The sequence below is a fragment of the Planctobacterium sp. AWM4_229 genome, assembly GCF_056160305.1.
Genome location: NZ_JBSWWX010000003.1, coordinates 234,615 through 255,174 on the forward strand (window position 1 = coordinate 234,615; position 20,560 = coordinate 255,174).

Below are 20,560 nucleotides of genomic sequence, written 5' to 3' on the forward strand. Positions count from 1 at the left end.
CTCAAAACCCTCCGTACTGTGTATTGTCCTTGGATTTCTCCAGGATTAGCTCTCTTTTTAAATTACTAATTTCAAAGTTTTTTAGTTGGATGATATTTTTTTGTTTTCCCACTGTGTTATTTTCAAACTCCAATAAGGCATTATTGGACAGAAAAATCGAGCCCCTCCCTGACTCGTCTAATGTTGCCCGTTCATTACTTACATAGACCGGAGTTTCCTCAGGGTGATAGGGCCGCACTGCTATCGCAATTTTACTGGAAGGGCTGAAATAGAGATAGGCAACGCTTGGAATAAACAGAGCCGCAGAAACGGCAATAAAGGTTCCAGCCAAGATTAGTTGTGTTCTAACGTAGATTGCCTTTTTGTCAGCGGGTAGTGTCGTTGATTTTTCTATTTTGGTTTGTGTGCCAGTTATTACCGAGTAGCACATAAACAACCAAATCGCAGCAACACCTGGAACACCGTATTGAAAAAAGGTTGAGATCGCCTGGAGCGTCTCAGGGGTAAATTCGATCATGGGACATTAACCTTGTATTCGCCTGCATGGATGTTTAAGGATAATGTAGGAAGGGTAAAAAATTCCAGTTTTTTATTGTGAACAGTCGAGGGCCGATGTTTAGGTGATTGTGGCGTTTCGGGGGCGAAACGCCACGGTCTTGTATTATTAATCGTTCAGCGCATCCAGATACTTTTCAGCATCCAGCGCAGCCATGCAGCCAGTACCTGCAGAGGTGATAGCCTGGCGATAAATGTGATCGCTCACGTCACCAGCAGCGAATACGCCTGGGATACTGGTTTGTGTAGCGTTGCCCTCTAATCCACTGTTTACTTTCAAGTAGCCGTTTTCCATATTTAACTGGCCTTCGAATAAGCTGGTGTTAGGCTGATGGCCAATAGCCACGAATAATCCCATGATATCCAGCTCTTCAGTGCCATCAGATTGCGTATCTTTAATGCGCACGCCCGTTACACCCATGTCATTGCCTAGTACTTCGTCCAGGGTTTTGTTCAGGTGGAGAGTAACGTTACCGTTTTCTGCTTTATCCAGCAGACGTTGCGTTAATATTTTTTCCGCGCGGAAAGTGTCTCTGCGGTGGATAACATGTACTTCTGAACAAATGTTAGAAAGATATAGCGCTTCTTCAACCGCAGTGTTACCACCACCAATTACCGCCACTTTCTGATTTTTATAAAAGAAACCATCGCAAGTAGCACAAGCCGACACACCTTTACCCATAAAGGCTTGTTCACTTTCCATACCCAGGTACTTGGCAGAGGCACCTGTACAGATAATTAACGCATCACAGGTGTATTCACCCACATCACCTTTCAGACGGAAAGGGCGCTGCGTTAAGTCAGCTTTATTGATGTGATCGAAAATAATTTCGGTGTCGAACTTTTCAGCGTGCTTTTGCATTCTCACCATTAAATCCGGACCTTGCAGACCTTCTGGATCGCCTGGCCAGTTTTCTACTTCAGTGGTGGTGGTAAGCTGGCCACCTTGCTGGATACCGGTGATCAGTACCGGGTTCAGGTTAGCTCTGGCAGCGTAAACAGCGGCAGTATAGCCCGCAGGGCCTGAGCCCAAAATCAACAGTTTTACATGTCTGGCTTCTGACATTATCTTCTCCTGGAATTAACGGATGGCCGTATTCATGTTCTTTACGGCGATCTGGATATTTTGAGTCGATGTTGGGTTGAATCAGAGCAAATCAAGTGGCGGTGCTCAATTCGATGCAACATTTATTGCATGGAGTTTAAAACTTCTCAGTTATTCCGCAAATGACAAAAATCGTTACAAGCAATCAGATAAAGTGATTAATAATTTTTGGCAGGAATACCGATATAAAGTTAGTATTAGTAGTGTATTGAGTTTTTTTTAAGCGCCACTATTTAAGTACATGTGGCGTTAAATAAATGGTAAAGAGGTAGTTTCCATGGCGCAAGGTATCGGAGCCATTCTCCGAGATGGTCAGGAATACATGAAGGTCTGGCCAAGGCAGAAACAGCTGTTTTCACTGTTCCCCGATGGTAAAATTGTGGTGGCAACGGAATTTGCCATCAAAGTCATGCCACCTGCTGCTGTTGTCGCTGCTGCATCATTGATCAATATTCACGGTGCTGAATATGCGCCACAAGCTATCGCTATTGCCGCCTTTTTTATCAGCTTACCCCTACAAGGTTTGATGTGGCTTGGACATCGCTCTAAGCAAAACTTACCGCCAGCTATCCGCAGTTGGTATCAGGAAATTCATAGCAAAATGCGTCAGCAAGGCTGCCAGTTGCAGTCGGCGAAGTCACGTCCGCGCTACAAAGAACTGGCTCAGCTACTGAAAACCGCATTCGACGAGCTGGACAAGGTGTTTACTCGCCAACTGTTTTAGCGCCACCTTAAATTGACTATTTGGTTAAAAAAAGGCAGTTTATGCTGCGTAAACTCGACAGTACGGCACTTTCGCATTACCCTTAAGCAATACTATTTTACGATTTAATAAAGTCGATTCGGACCCCTAAATGAACAAACACTTTATTACAGCACAGTCGTTGCTGGAAGATTCGTTCCGTCTTGCGGCGGACGTCTACAAAGATGGCTTCAGGCCGCAATTTATCATTGGTATCTGGCGAGGTGGCACACCCGTCGGGATTGCGGTGCAGGAGTTTTTTGATTACAAAAAGGTGCACACCGATCACATCGCCGTGCGCACCTCTTCTTATTACGGAATTAATCAACAGTCTAAAACTATCAAGGTGCATGGTTTGCAATACCTTGTAGAGAACGCCAATGCCGACGACGGTTTGTTGATCGTGGATGACGTGTTTGATTCAGGCCGCAGTATTGCCGCCCTAATTGAGCAAACTAAAAAACTGATGCGCTTAAATACGCCAAAAGACATTCGCATTGCAACGCCCTGGTACAAGCCAAGTAATAACAAAACCAATATTGTGCCGGATTACTACGTACACGAAACCGACGAGTGGTTGGTATTCCCCCACGAGTTATCTGGTTTGACTAAAGAAGAAATCCGCGAAGGTAAATCCGATATTGCCGATGTACTGGATTTAATTCTTTAAAATTTTGTTGGATTCTTAAAAAAGAAAAACCGCTCAAATGAGCGGTTTTTTGTTTTCTACTCCAGTGGACTGTAAGGATTTAAAGTCACAGCAACCGTAACGATGCCAAACAGTCCGGCTAACTTAGCGAAAATATCGATTGATATTGTTTTATGGAGTTTTCGTTGTTTTTAGTACCGGTGGCGTCTTCTTTACTGGCGCGCTCGTTGGCTTCTTTTACCAATTCCTCCAGTGCTTCCTTAAGTTGTTCTAACTTATCTTTGAGCACATTCAACTCTTCTTTTTGCGCTGGGGTATGCGGTTTTTGTTCGCTTATGGCATCAATGGCCGTTTCGGTTTTTTCAATTTCCTCTTTCAGCTCATCCATCTTTTCCTGATCAATACCCAAACGCGCTAGCGTTAAACGCTCAAAGGCCTCTTCCAGAAAGCTCTTTGGTTGCTCCTCAGCGGCAAGATTTGTCGAATCATCCGCCTCCGATGGCACGGTAGCGGCGGGAGTTTGCCTGCCCGAAGATGCATTTAAGCCACCTATTCCAGAATCAGTAGAAGATTCAGTTGACTGAGTCTGAGACCCATTCCTCGCTGCAGACATGTTCTGCCAGCGCTCGTAATCAGCTTGAGACACTATCATCCGGTTACTCCTTTTAATTTGGATAGTTTGCAGTGTTAAAGAGATGTTGCATGAAGTGGGCCAATAGGGTGTCGGACTAATTTTCCTGTGTGGTGCTCCATTCAAAAAGTGCATGTGAATCTAAAATAATATTGGCAATGTTTTAATATTCGGACTAGAGTAAAAAAAGTATCGGATAGTAAACCATGGAGTAGGTATGAAGCTCGCCAATATTCTCACCGTCATAAATCAAGTCGAAAAATCAAAATTCATCAATAGTATCGATAAATTATGTGGCGATGCTGTTGCTGGGGATAAGGCTCTGGCAAAGCGAGTAGCTGCAATTGATGGGCAAATTAAAAATGCATCAAGTAGCGAAATAACCCAATTATTTAATGTGGTTTCTCCTTATTTCGAGGCAAGCATTCGGGAAAATATTGCAATGTTGGGAGCCCAAGCGACGCTCTTGATTAACATATTAAGTCGAGATGGAAACTGTATAAGTCGAATTTCATGGATAGAAAGCTTGTATGCAAAAGAGTGGAAATTAATAGATTCTCGCGCAAAAGAGTTGCTCAAGTTCATCAAAGAAAGTACCGATGAGGAATGTTTTTCAGAAAAGAATTCTCTGGAAATTTATTTGGCTTGTCTAACAGAGGCATATCAAAACGACAAGCGAATTAACCGCGAGGCAAAAATAACAGATGATGAACGCGGCATTCTCAATATATTAGCAGACAAGTTGCATATTCCTGCTGATGACCAAGCGGCTTTGGAGCACACAGTTGATTCTATTCCTAAAAATAACGTTTCGGATGCGCTGAATGCGCTGCGCGAGATAGGGTTAGTTTTTATCAGCCGTAAACAGCAAATGGTTTATATACCTGATGAGGTTGTCGCGATCCTTAATCGAATTCAGGGTAAAGAGTTGGCTGAAAAGCACTTGTTGAGGATCTTGCGCACGTTCACAGATGCAGAGTTATCCACTATTTTGAAGAACCATAATCGCAGAATACGTGGTGTTGAACGAGCTGAAAAAATAAATTCAATAATCCATATGGGACTTAAGGTAAGCGAAATCTTACTTAGCGATATGTTTGCCCCCGAGTCTTCACTCAATGAACGCAAAGAGAGATTAAAGAACTTAATCTCTGATTTAGATCTTAATTTAGATAAGTTGGGCACCACGGCAGAAGAACGCGCACAATTAATTATTGATGCCCTGAATAGTTCCGCTGAGACAGAATTTAACGCACTGTCTGCAACTGGCTTCAAAGAGATGTTTTCGAGCCTGGAGCAGCACTTCCCAACGCTACCTAAAGTGCTGCGAGCTGAGTTTGAGTTAGAAGAACAAGATCACTTAGATATCGATAAGCTTCGTTCTCTTTCCATCACACCACACGACATTTTATACATGCTGTCCAACGACGAGGTAAAAATTGTTGCAGAGAGCATGGGGACAAGTAAGCGAGGGAATGTTCGTTTAAACATACTCAACAGCTTCGCAGATGCCACCGATAAACTGGTAGATAACTATGTATTGTTAGCTAAACGCGATTTGGCAGGGCTCAGAGATAAGAATATCGAGATTGCAGAAGCCGATATTGGCGTTAAATTTGAAGAAGTCACTAAAGCCATATTTGAGCAGCTCAAGCTAGATGTAGATGAGGATTTGCGTAAGAGTATTAATACAGCAAAAGACAAGACGGATATCATCCTATCGTTATCAGAAGACGACATTATTATTTGCGAAGCCAAAACCTGTAAAAATGGGGATTTCGCTAAGTATTCTGCCACTTCCCGACAAGTAAAAGCCTACGCAACTCGCTGCGAAAACCAAGGAAAACGAGTGGCCCAAGTGCTCATTGTCGCACCTTCATTTTCTGAAGACTTTGTTGAATCTGCTGAAATGGACACCGAAGTAAATATTTCCCTGTTAGAAGCCGAAGGACTTGTCGCTATTCTTAACGCGTTTAAAGCCAGACGTAATCCAAAATTTTCACCCAAATTGTTCACCAAAGGTGGTCTGTTAAAAGCGAATTTGATTGCGAAGAATATTTAGTGAATTACTCAATTGAAAGTCAAAAATGACTTGCTACTTGAAGGTAGAACTTATTTTTTCAGAGAGTCTAACCTTTAATTCTGAAATTATGCATCGCAAAAATGGAGAGAGAAATGTTTGATGTCGAGGGGTATACAAAAAGCCTTGATAAGCTAGTTTCGATGTCTGAAAAAGAATACTACGTACAACTGGTTGATATAAATAGACATCAGATCATCGTTGCTAGAGCGATGCTTTGGTTGTTAGTTGTCATAATAGGTTTTGATATTGCATCTTTTGAATGGTTTTTTAATAAGGTTCCCGAAGGCTCCGACAAATTGATTTTCTTGGCACCTGTGTATTTCTGTACAGGATTATCGCTGGTTTTTGCAGTTATTGCGTTTTATTTTTCAGTAATTGCAATTCCTGCCTTACGAGGCTATTTGAGCTTGCATAAAAATGGATGGTCGGAGTATTCTAATTTAGCTTACAGGCATTTTGAAAACGAAGAAGAAAATATAGAAGCACTAACGTTAAATAACATTCTAACGAGACTTGATGAAGCTTGTGCTCACGGCTACGAAACGAATAGTAGCAGGGCACTAAAACTGAGAACCTCCTCTATCTTTATAGTTTGCGCAGTCGGTTCTATAACATTGGGTTACTTGGTATTTTTATTTCAACTTTACCTTTGAAAGGAATGAAAAATGAGTCAAAACGATAATAAGTCTGAGAAGACTGCGCCAGTGATAGAAAAGCAAAGTCCTCCACAAAAAAAACATAATATTCCTAAACCATCAAAAGTGATAGAAGCTGAAAGAGGACCACTTATTACTAATTGGGTAACTAAAAAATAGAACTAAAATTCCCCAAAAGTATTTATGCTAGATCCTTTTGGGAAGGCTTTCTCACTTCCCTTCAATCCGAAGTCCGATCTAAACCTGCCCATACGCGAGATAAGCCGAAGGTGCAGATCAAACCTGAAGATTGGCAACAAGGATGTTGCCCAAAATCAATGCAAGTAAAGGGACTTACTTTCATTGATGGTCTTTAGGTTCTGCAATTGAGGCTTATGTTTTCTCGCGCTCAGGTCGAAAGGGGGTTTTAGGGGAGCTCCCCTAAGAAGAAGTAATATCAGATCACAGAAGTTTTAAATTCGCACCACCTCTAAAATAGCTTTCCCAAAAAACAGCATTTCACGATTCATGCCTGAATCACAGCAACCCCATCACTTCCCATCAATATAAAACTTATCGTGGAAGGTATATACCCAGTGGGGTTTATAGATGATAAGCAGCGTCATAGTCATGCCATTAAGTAAGCCTTCGGGGAATAGCAATAGCGGGATTAAGATCAGGTAGTTGTCTTGTACGATATTCCAATCGTGTATTCCGGTGAGGGCGTAGTAACCGCCCAGCAGTCCCATTTTTAGGGTGAGGCTGGCAAGTCCGGCGAAAAAACCACAGATAAAAATATAGATAAAAAAGTGTTTCGGCAGTCGGTGGAAAGACAGGGAGTAGATGGCATAGCTTAGTGCCAATGGTGCCACCACGCCTAGTAGTCCGTTAATGCCTAACATACTCCAGGGTTCTAATCCGGCGACAGTTAAGCCCAGCAAGGCGAGGGAGGAGCTTAAAATGGCCCAGCGCAAGCCCAACAGCAATACACAGGCGGTAAGCCACAAAAAGTGAACCGTTAAGCCTTCGTAGATTCCGGTGCGAAAGAACCACAACATAGACAAGCTGGCGGCAGCACCAAAGACAAAGTGCTGCAACCTGCGCTCCGAAAATAGCCGGCTGATATTAACGTTTTTAACCGTATATACCAGCAGGGCAACATAGGCGACAAGCGCAATTATCTGAAGGGTATTCATAGCAAAAAGCTACTTATACACTGTCCAGATGGGCGCATGATCCGAGGGCTTTTCAATGCCTCTGAGTTCGTAATCGATACCGGATTCCACCAGGTTAGGTTGCATGGAAGCGGTGCCTAAGATCACGTCGATACGCAGACCACGATTGTCGTCAAAACCACGTGAGCGATAGTCAAACCAGCTATATTGGTCGTCTACTTCCGGGTTAAGTTCGCGGAAGCTGTCGTGGAAACCCCAGTCCATTAAGCGGCCCAACCATTCTCGCTCTTCTGGTAAGAAGCTACATTTACCGGTTTTTAACCAGCGCTTGCGATTTGGCTCGCCGATGCCAATGTCTAGATCCGTAGGTGAGATATTGATATCGCCCATTACGACAATGTTTTCTTCTGGCGTGTGATGCTCACCCAGGTAATTCATCAGATCTGCGTAAAACTTGCGCTTGGCAGGGAACTTGATTTCGTGATCCTGGCTTTCACCCTGAGGGAAATAGCCATTTAATACCCGTACTTTTTCACCGCGCTCGTCCAGTACGGTGGCCATAATCATGCGGCGCTGGGCATCTTCGTCATCAGTGGGGAAACCGTATTGCACTTCCAAGGCTTCCTGTTTGCACATCAGTGCCACGCCGTAATGGCCTTTTTGGCCAAAGTGATAAACGTGATAGCCCAATGCTTCCACTTCTTCTTTGGGAAACATATCATCGTGCACCTTGATTTCCTGCAAACCAATCACGTCAGGTTGGTGCTTTTCTACCAGTGCGGCCAGTTGATGGGGTCTGGCACGCAGACCATTGATATTAAAAGAAATATACTTCATCGATTTTTTTTGAAATGATTGAATGGCGGATATGCTAACAAACAAGGCCAAACGTTGACAGGGAAAAGCCCGTCGAATTGTGTACAAAAATGACTGAACCTCAACTTCATGCTGTAAAAGCGAACAATGTCTGTCCTTTGTGTCGCAGCCAACAAACCCGATTTTATTGTGAAGATAAAAAGCGCCCTTATTTGCAGTGCGAAAATTGTGACCTGGTGTTCGTACCCGATGGATTTATCTTGTCCCAAACGCTTGAAAAAGCCGAATACGATAAACATGACAATACCCGCTTGGATGAGGGCTATCGACGTTTCTTAAATCGCACTTTGCTGCCCGTAATCGCGCAACTGGAAAGTCGCGGTAAAGGCTTGGCTGAATTTACGGGATTAGATTTTGGTTGTGGGGAAGGGGCCTTTTTAAGCCAGATGGCGGCGGAGAAGGGGCTTAAGGTGGCCAATTACGATTTGTATTATCATCATGCGCCACAGCTGCTTAATGAATACTACGATGTTATTGTGATGACCGAAGTACTGGAGCATATCGCAGCGCCTCATACCTTATTACCAGCGCTGGTAAAACAGCTGAAACCCGGCGGGTTTTTGGCGGTAATGACTAAACGGGTGATTGATAAAAGCGCGTTTGCCAAATGGCATTACAAAAATGACCCCACCCATATTTGTTTTTATTCCGAAACCAGTTTTCAGTGGTTAGCAGATTGGCTTGAGCTGAAGCTGACAATTGAGGCGAATGACGTGGTGTTTTTACAGCGCTAATCATTGCTAAAGCGCGCTTATTTAAGCATAGAAATTCCTTTTCTTGTGATAAGCTTTATCGGGTAAAGACAACAGAAAAACAACAATAAATTGGTAAACCTGCTCGATGTTACATCTGATTCAGTCAAATAAAATGGAAGTGTTGCTGGCCAGTCTCTTGCAAAAACTCGCCGAGCAAACCTTTGATGAACAAGGCGCCTCTGAGGATCTGGCCAGTTTATTAACTCCCGACACCATTCTGGTGCAAAGTCCGGGTATGTCACAGTGGCTCAAAATTAATATTGCCAATACCCTGGGTATCGCCGCCAATATTGAATTCCCGTTACCTTCCAGTTTTATCTGGCAATTATATCAACGCAGCATTCCTGATTTACCCAAAGAGTCAGCCTTTAACAAACAGTTTCTGGCCTGGAAAACATTGCAGTTGTTACCGCAATATCTGGATTTACCGGAGTTTACCCCACTGGCACACTATATTGCTGACGAAAAAGCTGATGAAAATCCTACTGATTTAGGGGAGCAGCTCAAGTGCTGGCAATTGTGCGCCAAAATTGCCGATGTTTACGATCAGTATTTAATGTATCGCCCGGAGTGGATCCTGGCCTGGGAGCAGGGCGAGGATAGCTTGCCCGATGCGGATGTAAGCCTGCAACCCTGGCAACCAATCCTATGGCGCGCCATTTGTGAATTCACTGAGCAACAAGGGGAGTCTCAGTGGCATCGCGCCAATATGCACACTGCCTTGATGGCACAATTAGAGCAAGCCCAACAAGGCAGTAATAAACCTTTATATGTGTTTGGCATTTCCGCCATGCCTGTGCAGCAGTTGGAGATTTTACGCTCCTTAAGCGAACACAGTGAGGTGTACATCTTTTGGTTTAACCCATCTGAGCACTATTGGGCGGATGTGGTGGATAGCAAACGCTTCCAGAAACAGCAGCTGTCCTTGTTTGATGAGCCTGATGTGCAAAGTCAGGAGAAAAAACAACAAGCGGCGGCATTGTTGGATGTAGGTAACCCGCTATTGGCTTCCTGGGGCAAACCCGGCCGCGATTTTCTGGAGATGTTAACCGAACTGGAGCCGTTGCAGGCCGACTTATTTAGCGCCCCACAACAGCAGCATTTATTAGGCTGGGTGCAAAGTGAGGTGTTCCAGTTAACGTTGCGGGGCAAGCGCCAACCCTTAACGGTACAGGAGCGTTTGAGCAACAGCGGTGATTTCCCGAAAAAGTCTCTGGCTCATAACGATAACTCCATCGAAATCCACGCCACGCATTCCCGCTTGCGAGAGCTGGAAGTGTTGCGGGATCAGATCTGTCATTGGTTTGAGTCGGGCGCAGTAGAATCCCTCAATGATGTAATTGTGATGATGCCGGATGTCGGCGTTTACGCACCGCTCATAGAAACGGTCTTTTCCCGTCCTCTGGACAGTAAAGGAGAATTACAAGAGCGCGGTATTCCCTTTGCCATATCCGACCGAAGCCAGGCTGAAGAAGACAGTATCGTAACCAGCTTTTTGCGTTTAATGGCGCAAGAGCACAGTCGCATGACACTCACCGACGTGTTTGAGCTGTTCAAGGTGCCTGAGATTGCAGCCCGCTATGGCATTAGCGGCGATGAAATTCAGGCGTTGCATCGCTGGTGTTACGAAGCAGGGGTACGTTGGGGCTGGTCAGGGCTGGAAAAACAGCACTGGCAATTGCCGCAAGAAAATCAAAACACCTGGATTTTTGGCTTACAACGTTTGCTGGCGGGTTATGCTCACCAGGGCGCAGAGGTGCTGAATGATGAAATCGCGCCTTACGGCGAAGTTGAAGGCCAGTTAACCCAAGCGCTGGGCCTGTTATTGGCCTTTGTGGAAGACTTGCGGGTGCTAACCCAATTTTGTCGTGCCTCACACACCTTGCAGGAAAAAGTGAGCGAGGCGCTGCTAGTGCTGGATAGTTTTTATCTGGTGGATTCAGATAACGAGTATCGTCTGCAAAAATTAAAGGAAACCATTGCTAAGCTCAAAGTCCATAGTCAGCATTATGCCGGCAAGATCAGTCAGCAAGTATTTGTACAAGTGCTTAACGAAGCCCTGAATGAGTCTGGCGTGGGGCAACGCTTCCTGGCAGGGCGACTGAATTTCTGTACCCTGATGCCGATGCGCAGTATTCCCTTTAAGCATGTGTGTATTCTGGGCTTAAACGAGCCGGATTATCCCCGGCAAACCACGCCCATTAGTTTTGATTTGGTGAGTCGCTCTACACCGCGCAAAGGCGACCGCTCCAGACGCCTCGACGACCGCTACTTGTTTTTAGAGGCGCTGCTATCCGCGCGTGATAAGTTGTACCTCAGTTACCAGGGACGGGACGACAAAAGCAATGAAACCAAAGAGCCATCTATTTTAGTGTCGGAACTGGTGGAATATTGTCAGCAGTCGGTGTGTTTTGCCGAACATCTTGAACAAGATATTGAATCTGCCGAAAAGGCAGTTAAACAGCACTTATTGCACGAGCACCCTTTGCAGCCCTGGGATGCATCTTATTTTGCATCTGCCAAGGATAAAAAGAGGGCCGGAACGTCTTTTGACAAAACCATGTTTGAGTTGGCCAGCACATTGCTATCGGGTCAGGATGCCGTGGAATTCCTGAAAGTGAATCAATCTGCGGCCATGTTGGATGAATCGACCTCGCAAGATATTTCCGAGCTGGAGTTACATCAGCTACAACAGTTTTTCCGCAATCCGGTGCGAGGCTGGTTTAAAAGTGTCTGGAAGGCACAATTCCCCCTCATCGCTGAAATTATGCCAGATGATGAGCCGCTAAACCTGGATAGTTTGCAGCGCTATCAGGCCACTTCACAGTTATTACAAGGTGACAGTGAGCAAGCCGTGATGCGCCAGATGGAGCTGGAAGGGCAGTTGCCCATCGGCAATTTAAAACTATTGGAACAGGACGAGTTAAGCGCTCGCGCTGCCACCATAAAAGACAAAATGAGCGACGTTTTTGGCGGTTCTCTGCCGATGCTAAGCACTCGCTGGTTAACCACTGAACTGGCAGTTTCAGGCAATAATGCCGATAAACAAACGCTGTCGCTAACTGGTGCCGTGCAGTTAACCGCAAGTGGCGATCTGGTCTTGTTTCGCCCCGGTAAATTGGGCGCTAACGATTATCTGGCCACCTGGGTGAGTTGGAACCTTGTTTGCGCAGTAGAAAATTGTCAATCACAGGCCTGGTTCTTTGCTGCTGATAAAACCCTGAATTTTGAACGGATTGAGCAACAGGAAGCCAGGGAAAACCTTCAATTATTGGCGGAGCTTTACTTAAAAGGACAACAGCAATGTCTGGCCTTTTTCCCAAAAACAGCGCTTATCTGGGCGCAAAGCCAGGACGAGGGAAAAACTCTGGCGGGGTTCGTCGGTAATAGCTTTTTACCGGGTGAAGCCTCTGATCTGCATATTGCCAGGGTATACCCGCAATTGCAGGATTGCTGGCAAAGCTTTACTGAATTGGCCGATATGCTGTTGCAACCGATTTTAGCTAAGGCGGAGCTGTCATGACCGAAACCATGAATAACACTTCGGTAATGAAACCGCTTGAAGCCCTGTCGTTTCCATTGGATAAAAACGCCTTAATCGAGGCTAGTGCCGGTACCGGAAAAACCTACACCATCAGTAATTTGTATTTGCGCTTGCTATTGGGGCATCAGTGCCAGGCGCGGGTGGTGAGTCAGATCCTGATCTTGACTTTTACCAACGCCGCCACCGCAGAACTTAAGGATCGCATTCTGGCCCGCATTCGCACCGCCTGGCGGGGTTTCGCAGTTGGGCAGAGTAGCGACGGTTTTATTCAGGCACTGATTGATGAAACCAGCAACAAAGAGCAAGCGCAGCAGCGCTTATTGATTGCGTCGCAAGAAATGGACCTGGCCAGCATTTTCACCATCCACGGTTTTTGCCAACGTGTACTAACAGAGCACGCCTTTGAAAGTGGCTCGCCCTGGCAGGAAAATCTGTCGCTGGATGATTCCGCCTTGCTAAAAAAAGCCAGTAGTGATTATTGGCGAGTCAGGGTCACTAGCTTGCCCGAGGGGACTTTGCGCTGGTTGCTAAAACAATGGCAGACACCCGATGCACTGAGCCGCTTTTTACGTCCGACCTTATCCCGTGATATAGGTAGCGAAGATCCACAAGATTTAAAGCAGCAGTGGATAAAACTGCAACAAGACTACGATAGCGCTGTTGAGGAAATCCGCTGTTGGTGGCGTGATGCGGGCATGTCGGATGTATTGCTTGAAGCTGACTTAAAAGCCAACGTAAAAATCGCTAAACCTGGGTTTTTGAGCATGATGGCTGAGTTCGGCCAGGGTACCCGATATACACCGGATTTAGGCAAAGAGGGGTGGTTGTTGCTGGCCCCCGAGAATATCGCCAAAGCCCGTAAAAAGTCCTCGGCAGAGTTGGAACTCAGTGACTTTGAACGCTTTGAGCAGCTGGCAGTAATAGAGAAAAAGCTGGAAATCAGCCGTCAGCAGTATTTCTTCTGGGATGCCTTGTTGTTTTTCCGGCGACACCTGCAAACCCAAAAACAGCAAAACGCCGAGCTAAGCCCCGACGATTTGCTCAGTCGTTTGTATCATGCCTTAACTAACAAGGCTGATATGGCTGTAAATACCGATGCAGGTGCACCGCTAACCCAGTTATTAAGAGAAAAGTACCCTGTGGCGCTGGTGGATGAGTTTCAGGATACCGATGAAACTCAGTTTGCCATTTTCCGCCACTTGTATGTGCAGGAAGACGCAACAGGGGCGCTGATCATGATTGGTGATCCTAAGCAGGCCATTTACAGTTTCCGGGGTGGTGACATCCACACTTATCTCAGTGCTCGGCGCATCGTTGCACAAGACTCTCGTTATACATTGGCGAAAAACTGGCGCTCACAACCGGCACTGGTATCGGCGGTGAATGCCTTTTTTGCTAACAGTCAGTCGGGATTTAATCATCAGGATATGCCCTTTATTGTTGTGTCGGCAGGACAAGGTGAAAAGGGGTTAACCCTTAACAATGATAAGGCTGAATCGCTTGCAGTATCTGTACTGCCCGATACGGTGGATAAAAAGGGGCAACCAGCCGCCCATAAATGGGGTAGTGCTTCTCAGACCATGGCGCAAGTATGCGGCAATCAAGTTGCCAATTACCTTGGGCAAATGCGCATTGCTGAACAAGGTCTAAAGGCATCGGATATCTGTGTGCTGGTACGAGACCGATTTGAGGCGGAACTAATACAAGACGCCCTCAAACAGCGTAATATAGATAGCGTGTTTTTGCGCAAAGACTCCGTGCTAAAAAGCCCGGTGGCGTACAGTATCTGGTTGTTATTACGAGCCATTGCCGAGTTTAAAACTGAAAGTAATATCAAAGCCGCACTATTAGATGGTTTGTTTGCTTACAGTCACGAAGAATTGAGCGCTATTAACAGCGATTTAAGCCAATGGCAGCAGTGTCTGCAATACTTTGCTAACGCTCATGATATCTGGTCCCGGCAAGGGGTAATGGCGGCACTGGAGTACATTGCCCAACGTTTTGAACTGTTAAGTCGAATTATGGCAAGGCAACAGGCACACCATCGCTGCATTACCGATTTGCGCCATCTCAGTGAGATTTTGCAATTTCAGAGCACCCGCATCGAAGGAAAAACGCCACTGATTAACTGGTTTGAAGCCTGTCTGGCACAACCTGATTTGTTGGCCAGTGAAGGCATTGAAGGCACTCAGTGGCGTCTGGATACCGATCAGAACCTGGTGCAAATCTCCACTATTCACGCTTCCAAAGGCTTGCAATATCCCGTGGTAATGTTGCCATTTTGCAGTCGCTTTAAAGACAGTGCCACAGGCTTTTACCACGATGAACAAAAAGGCTTGCAATACCGCCTTGAGGATGACGAGCAGTTACTCATGCAACAGCAGCAAGAGCGCCTGGCGGAAGATATTCGTTTGTTTTATGTGGCGCTTACCCGAGCGGAGTTTCATTGCTGGCTAGGAGTGTGGAGCAATGCCATTTCACCGCGAAGCACGGCATCGGGATTTGCTCAAACCGCCATTGGCAGTGTGTTGGACTTTAGCACTGATACCCCGGTTACCGCCGAAGAGATCTTGTTAAGGCTACAGCAACGCCTGAGCAGCGAAAATGTGACCGTCAGAGAACTGGCTAATGAAGACATCGAGCAAGTAATCCCTTTTGATGGCGCAAAATCAGCATCTAAGCCATTAGCATTTTCGCCCTTATCTAAAGGTATCCATCAGGATTGGTTACTCACCAGTTATAGCGCCATTTCGCGCACCCGCTTTGTGCAGCACGACAATGCGCAGGAAACGGGTTCTGAGCTGCAAGAACAGTTAAAAGCGGCGGATGAAACCAGTTTAACTGTATTTGCTGATATTAATGCTGAGCCTGATATTTATACCGGGCAAGAGCAAGAACCAATACAGCCGCCAGAGATGCGTTTTGCCTTTACTCGCGGTGCCTCAGCAGGCTCCTATTTGCATGAGGTATTGGAAAATTGTGCTTTTGATGAGCCAGAATCGGTACAACACTTTTGTTTGGAGTATGCCGATAAATACAGTGTTGATCCTCAAGAGGTACCGCAAATTAGCGATTGGTTAGTGGATACACTGCAAAGCCCGTTAACGGCAAGTCCTGATGGCGTCAGGCTTTGGGATGTGCCTGCCAGTCATCGCCTGGCGGAAATGGAGTTTTATCTGCCACTGAACCAGGTGGATGTAAGTGCCTTTAATCAATTACTCAGCAGTTGGTTACCGGATATGAACGGGCATTATCAGTTGCAGCAACTCAATGGCATGCTGAAGGGCTATCTGGATCTTATTTATATCCATCAAGGGCGTTTTTACGTTGCCGACTACAAATCCAATTACCTCGGGGACAGCCTGGTAGATTATGGGCCGTCTCATCTGGATGAAGCGATGTCTCATCATGATTATTACCTGCAAGCTTTACTGTATTCGGTCGCTTTGCATCGCTACCTTAAAAACAAACTGGCGGGATATGACCCTGAGCAGCACCTTGGCGGTGCGCAATATCTGTTTTTAAGGGGAATGAGCGCGACAGTACCAGGTAACGGGGTGTTAACTGTTACGCCACCGATTGATTTGATTTACAAGCTGGATAAGCTGTTTAGCGGTAAACAGGAGGCCGCTGCATGACTGTGGTTAATAAGTCCGTGCTCAGTAATTCCGTACCAGGCACAGCAATGACGCGTCGCTATAGCCAAAACAAAATAGCACCAAGCGCAACACATACTGAGGTGCGGGAAGTGTTGGATAGCTTGCTGCAGGATCAAAAAATCCGAGAGATAGATCGCAGTTTTGCCTTGTTTGCTGTGCAGCAATGCAACTTACAGGATAATCAACAAAGCCTGTTGTTAGCCATGACAGCGGCACTGTTAAGTGAGCAACTTGGCCAGCAACACGTTTGCCTTGAACTGAGCAGCATCAAACAACCTTTTGCGCCGATTTATCGATTCCCTGATACCGCCCAAATTACGGCGCTTTTTGGCCGTGCTGAAGTGGCAAATTCAGGTTTGTTTAAACTGGTCCAGGCGCGGTTGTATTTAAGTCGTTATTTCCATTATGAGCAAGATATCGTGGCAAAGCTTAATGGACTGTCGGCGACACAATTCCCGGAAACGGCCATTAAAGACTGTCTCGATAAACTCTATGGAAAGCCAACAAACGATGCTGAACCTGACTGGCAGAAAACCGCGGTGGCGCTGGCTTGTTTAAAGAGTGTCGCGGTGATTGCTGGCGGGCCGGGTACCGGTAAAACCACCACTGTTGTGCGAATTTTATGGGCGCTAAGCCAGTTGTCACGGGCACAAGGAAATCATAAGCCGGTAATTAAAATGGTGGCACCCACCGGGAAAGCCGCAGCAAGGCTGAGTGAATCGGTTAGTGGCGCGGTTTCAAAATTGCCCTCGCAAGATGATAATTTGCCGCTTGAATGTAGCACTATACATCGCTTGCTGGGAGCACGTCCCGGTTCGGTATTTTTCCGCCACAACGCTGAGCACAAACTCAACATTGATGTCCTGGTGGTGGATGAAGCTTCCATGATTGATATGCCATTGTTGGCGAAGCTTCTGGCGGCGTTACCACAGCATTGCCGTTTGATTTTATTAGGAGACAGCCACCAGTTGGCCTCGGTGGAGGTGGGCTCAGTATTCTCTGATATATGCAGCTTAAAACGAGGTGAAAATCGGTTTAGCCCGCAACTGCAACATCAGCTAAGCTTGTTGAGTCAGCAACCAGCTCTGGCTGAAGAGCGTTATGCATTGTCAGCAATACACACCCATGAGGGGTTTATTGACAACATTATTTATCTGCAAAAAAGCTGGCGCTTTGATGCCAATAGCGGGGTAGGAAGATTGGCTCAAGCCATTAATGCCGGTGACGTTGCTCAAACTATGCAGGTGTTAACAGCAAGCCAAGATGATATTGAATGGCATGCCTCGGCCACCTTGGCTGAATTTATTAGGGCTATTTTGCCTCACTTTGAAGCCTTTCATGAGGTTGTCGCCGCCGGGGACGTTGCCGGAGCGTTTGAGGTGTTATCTCGCTGCCAGGTGTTGGCGGTGCAGCGCAGTGGCAAGTGGGGCACCCTCAATTTAAACAAACAAATCCAGCAAGCCCTGTTACGAGCTGACAAGATTCATGGGGATGCAGAGTTTTACGCCGGACGACCTATTATGATCACCAGTAATGATTACCAGAATCGCCTGTTTAACGGGGACATCGGCATTGTCATGAGTGCAGAAGGTGAGGACGGATTATTAAAGGTGTGGTTTGCCGACACAGAGCAAGGCTATCGCAGCTTGTTACCGGCACAATTGCCCGCCCACGAAACACTTTATGCCATGACCACCCATAAAAGTCAGGGCTCTGAGTTTGACAAGGTGCTGATGTGTTTACCAGAGTCCGTACCCGGAGTGCCTGCCAGAGTGAATCGCGAACTGCTTTACACTGGTGTTACCCGAGCGAAAAAAGAGTTTGTATTGTTTGCCGATGAACAAGCGGTGCGAAATGCGGTGAGTTCGCAATGTCAGCGGGCATCAGGACTGGCACAAGCATTAACGGGTGATGCTCAATGAAAGGGAAACGGCACAAGGCAAGGCACAACAAGCGTTTTTCTGTTTCATCATTGCTAAGAGGCCTGTTGTTGTGCGCCTGTGTCTTTATGCTCCCTGCAAAAGCAGAAGTAAAACGTTCCGAGGAAGTTCACTATTATTCAGTGCAGTTGCAAGAAGGGCAGTCACTGAAAGGGGCGCTTAAAGGTGTTACCCCTATCCGTAAAAACAATCGTCATTGGTATGGTAAAACCCAATGGAGCATTAATCCGTTATATCGATTTCGTCAATTGTCAGGCTCTTGTTACGTGAGCCAGCATTTAGTGGAGTTGAATATTGTCATGACCTTGCCTGAACTGTTGCCCCAGTCGCAAGTGTCTGAGGCGCAAATACAACAGTTTAATCGCTTCTATGAGGCGCTATTGGTGCACGAAGAAGGACACAAGGTTTTAGGAGTGAAGGCTGCCAATGAGGTAGATGAGTATTTAGGTATGCCTAATATTTCAGAAACCTGTGAGACGTTACAAATTCGGGTGAACGAAGAGATCAGTGCCATCATCCAAAAATATAAACACTTGAACAAACAATACGATGTGGAAACCCAACATGGCAAGACCCAGGGGGCGGTTGTTTCCCATTAGTGCAAACTCTGCTGATTATTTGTTTTTAACGAATCTCTTACCGAAGGCAACAGGCGGCGACTGACAGGCACCTGGATTTCTGCTCCGAGCCCCAGGAAAGCCTGACTTTTTTGTTCAGATTTTTGATTAAACAAACCTGTTACGCATTCCAGATTAACCAGGTAGGAGCGGTGTACTCGCAAAAACGTATCCGGCAACAATTCTTCCAGCTGTTTCAGCGTGCCTGAGTACAGCTTTTCACTGGCGTCTTTTAAATGAATTTCTACGTAGTCTCCCGCGGCTTTGGTATAGATAATATCTGAGCTGTCGATAAACTCAGTTTTTCCAATACTGCTAATTTCCAGTCGGGTGGGGGTTTGCAGTTGCGATTGCTGCGCCAGTCGATATTCCAGTTTGGCACTGCGGCTGCGTTCTGTCATGAGTTCAACTTGTTGCGTCTGGTATTCTCTTGCCTGTTGCACAAAGATACCGGACAACACCAATGCCACAATCAGGAAGTGGACAAACTCGTGAAAGGCCGTCGAGCTGATGAAAATGATAATGGCAATCATCAGATGCCCCACAAACCAGGCTTTGAGCTTGTTGTTTTGCTGTTTGTAGAGATACCATAGGATTTGCAGCAAGTTGATAAGGATGGGAATCAGTATTCCGGAGGTGGTTTTTGCGTCGAAACCCGGAATAAACACCACCACCGCCAGGGTTAACAGGCTACCAGCAATAATCCAAAAAAAAGGCGCCTGATTTGATGCCACTTTTAACGAGTTATAAACCAATAACAGCACACCGAAAAGATATGAGCAGGCGGTAATACTGATGAGTCGGATATCCTGCCAAGGATAGCTGTAATTAATGATGCTTCTGGAAAGTTCTGCCGAGAGTTGCAGCATAGCCAGCAAACACATAGCTGCAAACAAGGGGAAGTGATAGCGAATTCCATCTATCTCTCGAATGCTAACCATCTCGCGATTGCGACTGACACTCAATACTAAAAAGTAGATAACACCGACGGCAAAGGCACCGATGAGTGCAATACCGGGAGTGGCGAAGGACTGAATATAGTGCCCTGTTTCAGCATAGGGAAAAAAGGCAAGCAGGTGCATGGGAGCTCCGAGGGATATCAAGCTATGATGCCCTGATAACTGCATAATTAGCCTGTTTTTACCCGCGAATAGGGTTTTATCAGGCACATGAAAGACATAATCCATCTTGCCCGGAATTTCTGTTTTATCGATGTCGGGCTGTCCGTTACTACCAAGATACGTATTGTTTAGCCAAACCCGGCTTGCCGCCTTGCCAAAAACAAAAAGCCCCAAAGGGCTATGAGAAGGCAATTGTGTCTCTGTTAATTCAAACTCCAGCAATAGCCACATAGCGCTGTGTTGAGGGTCTACTTCAAACAGTTTTTGCTCGGCACAATCGGCTGCGCTGAAGTCGGGTATAGCCACATCGGCAGTGGTCATCGGACAGACTATCACGTCGCTTTGATAGGGAAAGGAGCGGAACTCAGCAGCAAAAACAGCAATGCTAAATAGCATTAAAAACAGGCTTAGAGCACTAAATCGGCTTAACTGTCTGACGTTCACTTAATTTTCCTTACTACCGATTATTGACT

The 20,560-nt window shown here is 46.0% G+C and carries 16 protein-coding genes; 10 read left to right on the forward strand and 6 right to left on the reverse strand.

What is annotated here, in order from left to right; all coding sequences use genetic code 11:
* Position 1 precedes the first annotated feature (1 nt).
* The gene (locus tag ACXAGP_RS07400) at positions 2-517 is read right to left on the reverse strand and encodes a hypothetical protein (protein WP_475260513.1); all 516 of its coding nucleotides are present in this window, start codon (positions 515-517) and stop codon (positions 2-4) included.
* A 147-nt stretch (positions 518-664) separates the two neighbouring features.
* Positions 665-1,621 carry a thioredoxin-disulfide reductase gene (gene trxB, locus ACXAGP_RS07405; protein WP_475260514.1) on the reverse strand — a complete coding sequence of 319 codons (957 nt, stop codon included), beginning with the start codon at positions 1,619-1,621 and terminating at the stop codon, positions 665-667.
* Positions 1,622-1,937: 316 nt separating this feature from the next.
* On the opposite strand from trxB, the gene yfbV reads away from it, so the two are divergent.
* Both yfbV and ACXAGP_RS07415 read left to right on the forward strand, forming a co-directional pair.
* Positions 1,938-2,384, forward strand: coding sequence for a terminus macrodomain insulation protein YfbV (yfbV, locus tag ACXAGP_RS07410; protein ID WP_475260515.1), 447 nt, complete (start codon positions 1,938-1,940; stop codon positions 2,382-2,384).
* Between the two features lie 130 nt (positions 2,385-2,514).
* Positions 2,515-3,072 carry a phosphoribosyltransferase gene (locus ACXAGP_RS07415; protein ID WP_475260516.1) on the forward strand — a complete coding sequence of 186 codons (558 nt, stop codon included), beginning with the start codon at positions 2,515-2,517 and terminating at the stop codon, positions 3,070-3,072.
* Between the two features lie 118 nt (positions 3,073-3,190).
* On the opposite strand, the gene ACXAGP_RS07420 is transcribed toward ACXAGP_RS07415, so the two are convergent.
* Complete coding sequence (locus tag ACXAGP_RS07420; protein WP_475260517.1) at positions 3,191-3,703, reverse strand: hypothetical protein; 513 nt, start codon at positions 3,701-3,703, stop codon at positions 3,191-3,193.
* Positions 3,704-3,899: 196 nt separating this feature from the next.
* On the opposite strand from ACXAGP_RS07420, the gene ACXAGP_RS07425 reads away from it, so the two are divergent.
* The 3 genes from ACXAGP_RS07425 (at position 3,900) to ACXAGP_RS07435 (ending at position 6,580) form a co-directional block, all read left to right on the forward strand.
* A complete protein-coding gene (locus tag ACXAGP_RS07425; RefSeq protein WP_475260518.1) occupies positions 3,900-5,744 on the forward strand; it encodes a hypothetical protein in 1,845 nt (614 codons plus the stop codon).
* 113 nt (positions 5,745-5,857) lie between these two features.
* Entirely contained in the window at positions 5,858-6,418 is a 561-nt protein-coding gene (locus ACXAGP_RS07430) for a hypothetical protein (protein WP_475260520.1), read from the forward strand.
* A gap of 12 nt (positions 6,419-6,430) precedes the next feature.
* Complete coding sequence (locus tag ACXAGP_RS07435; protein ID WP_475260521.1) at positions 6,431-6,580, forward strand: hypothetical protein; 150 nt, start codon at positions 6,431-6,433, stop codon at positions 6,578-6,580.
* Between the two features lie 371 nt (positions 6,581-6,951).
* Here ACXAGP_RS07435 and ACXAGP_RS07440 read toward each other — a convergent pair whose 3' ends face one another.
* Both ACXAGP_RS07440 and xthA read right to left on the reverse strand, forming a co-directional pair.
* Positions 6,952-7,596 carry an energy-coupling factor ABC transporter permease gene (locus tag ACXAGP_RS07440; RefSeq protein ID WP_475260522.1) on the reverse strand — a complete coding sequence of 215 codons (645 nt, stop codon included), beginning with the start codon at positions 7,594-7,596 and terminating at the stop codon, positions 6,952-6,954.
* Between the two features lie 9 nt (positions 7,597-7,605).
* The gene (gene xthA / locus ACXAGP_RS07445) at positions 7,606-8,412 is read right to left on the reverse strand and encodes an exodeoxyribonuclease III (protein ID WP_475260523.1); all 807 of its coding nucleotides are present in this window, start codon (positions 8,410-8,412) and stop codon (positions 7,606-7,608) included.
* A gap of 89 nt (positions 8,413-8,501) precedes the next feature.
* Between xthA and ACXAGP_RS07450 the strand changes: the two genes are divergently transcribed.
* From ACXAGP_RS07450 to ACXAGP_RS07470, 5 genes are all read left to right on the forward strand, one after another.
* Complete coding sequence (locus tag ACXAGP_RS07450) at positions 8,502-9,185, forward strand: class I SAM-dependent methyltransferase (RefSeq protein ID WP_475260525.1); 684 nt, start codon at positions 8,502-8,504, stop codon at positions 9,183-9,185.
* Between the two features lie 106 nt (positions 9,186-9,291).
* The gene (recC, locus tag ACXAGP_RS07455; protein ID WP_475260526.1) at positions 9,292-12,729 is read left to right on the forward strand and encodes an exodeoxyribonuclease V subunit gamma; all 3,438 of its coding nucleotides are present in this window, start codon (positions 9,292-9,294) and stop codon (positions 12,727-12,729) included.
* The gene (recB, locus tag ACXAGP_RS07460) at positions 12,726-16,388 is read left to right on the forward strand and encodes an exodeoxyribonuclease V subunit beta (protein ID WP_475260528.1); all 3,663 of its coding nucleotides are present in this window, start codon (positions 12,726-12,728) and stop codon (positions 16,386-16,388) included. Before recC ends, recB begins: the two co-directional genes overlap by 4 nt.
* Complete coding sequence (recD, locus tag ACXAGP_RS07465; RefSeq protein WP_475260530.1) at positions 16,385-18,331, forward strand: exodeoxyribonuclease V subunit alpha; 1,947 nt, start codon at positions 16,385-16,387, stop codon at positions 18,329-18,331. The genes recB and recD overlap by 4 nt, the downstream gene beginning before the upstream one ends.
* Positions 18,328-18,948 (forward strand): DUF922 domain-containing protein, encoded by a 621-nt coding sequence (locus ACXAGP_RS07470; RefSeq protein WP_475260531.1) that lies wholly within the window; start codon positions 18,328-18,330, stop codon positions 18,946-18,948. The genes recD and ACXAGP_RS07470 overlap by 4 nt, the downstream gene beginning before the upstream one ends.
* On the opposite strand, the gene ACXAGP_RS07475 is transcribed toward ACXAGP_RS07470, so the two are convergent.
* On the reverse strand, positions 18,945-20,531 hold the full coding sequence (locus ACXAGP_RS07475; protein WP_475260532.1) for a LytR/AlgR family response regulator transcription factor: 1,587 nt from the start codon (positions 20,529-20,531) through the stop codon (positions 18,945-18,947). The genes ACXAGP_RS07470 and ACXAGP_RS07475 overlap by 4 nt on opposite strands.
* Positions 20,532-20,560 lie beyond the last annotated feature (29 nt).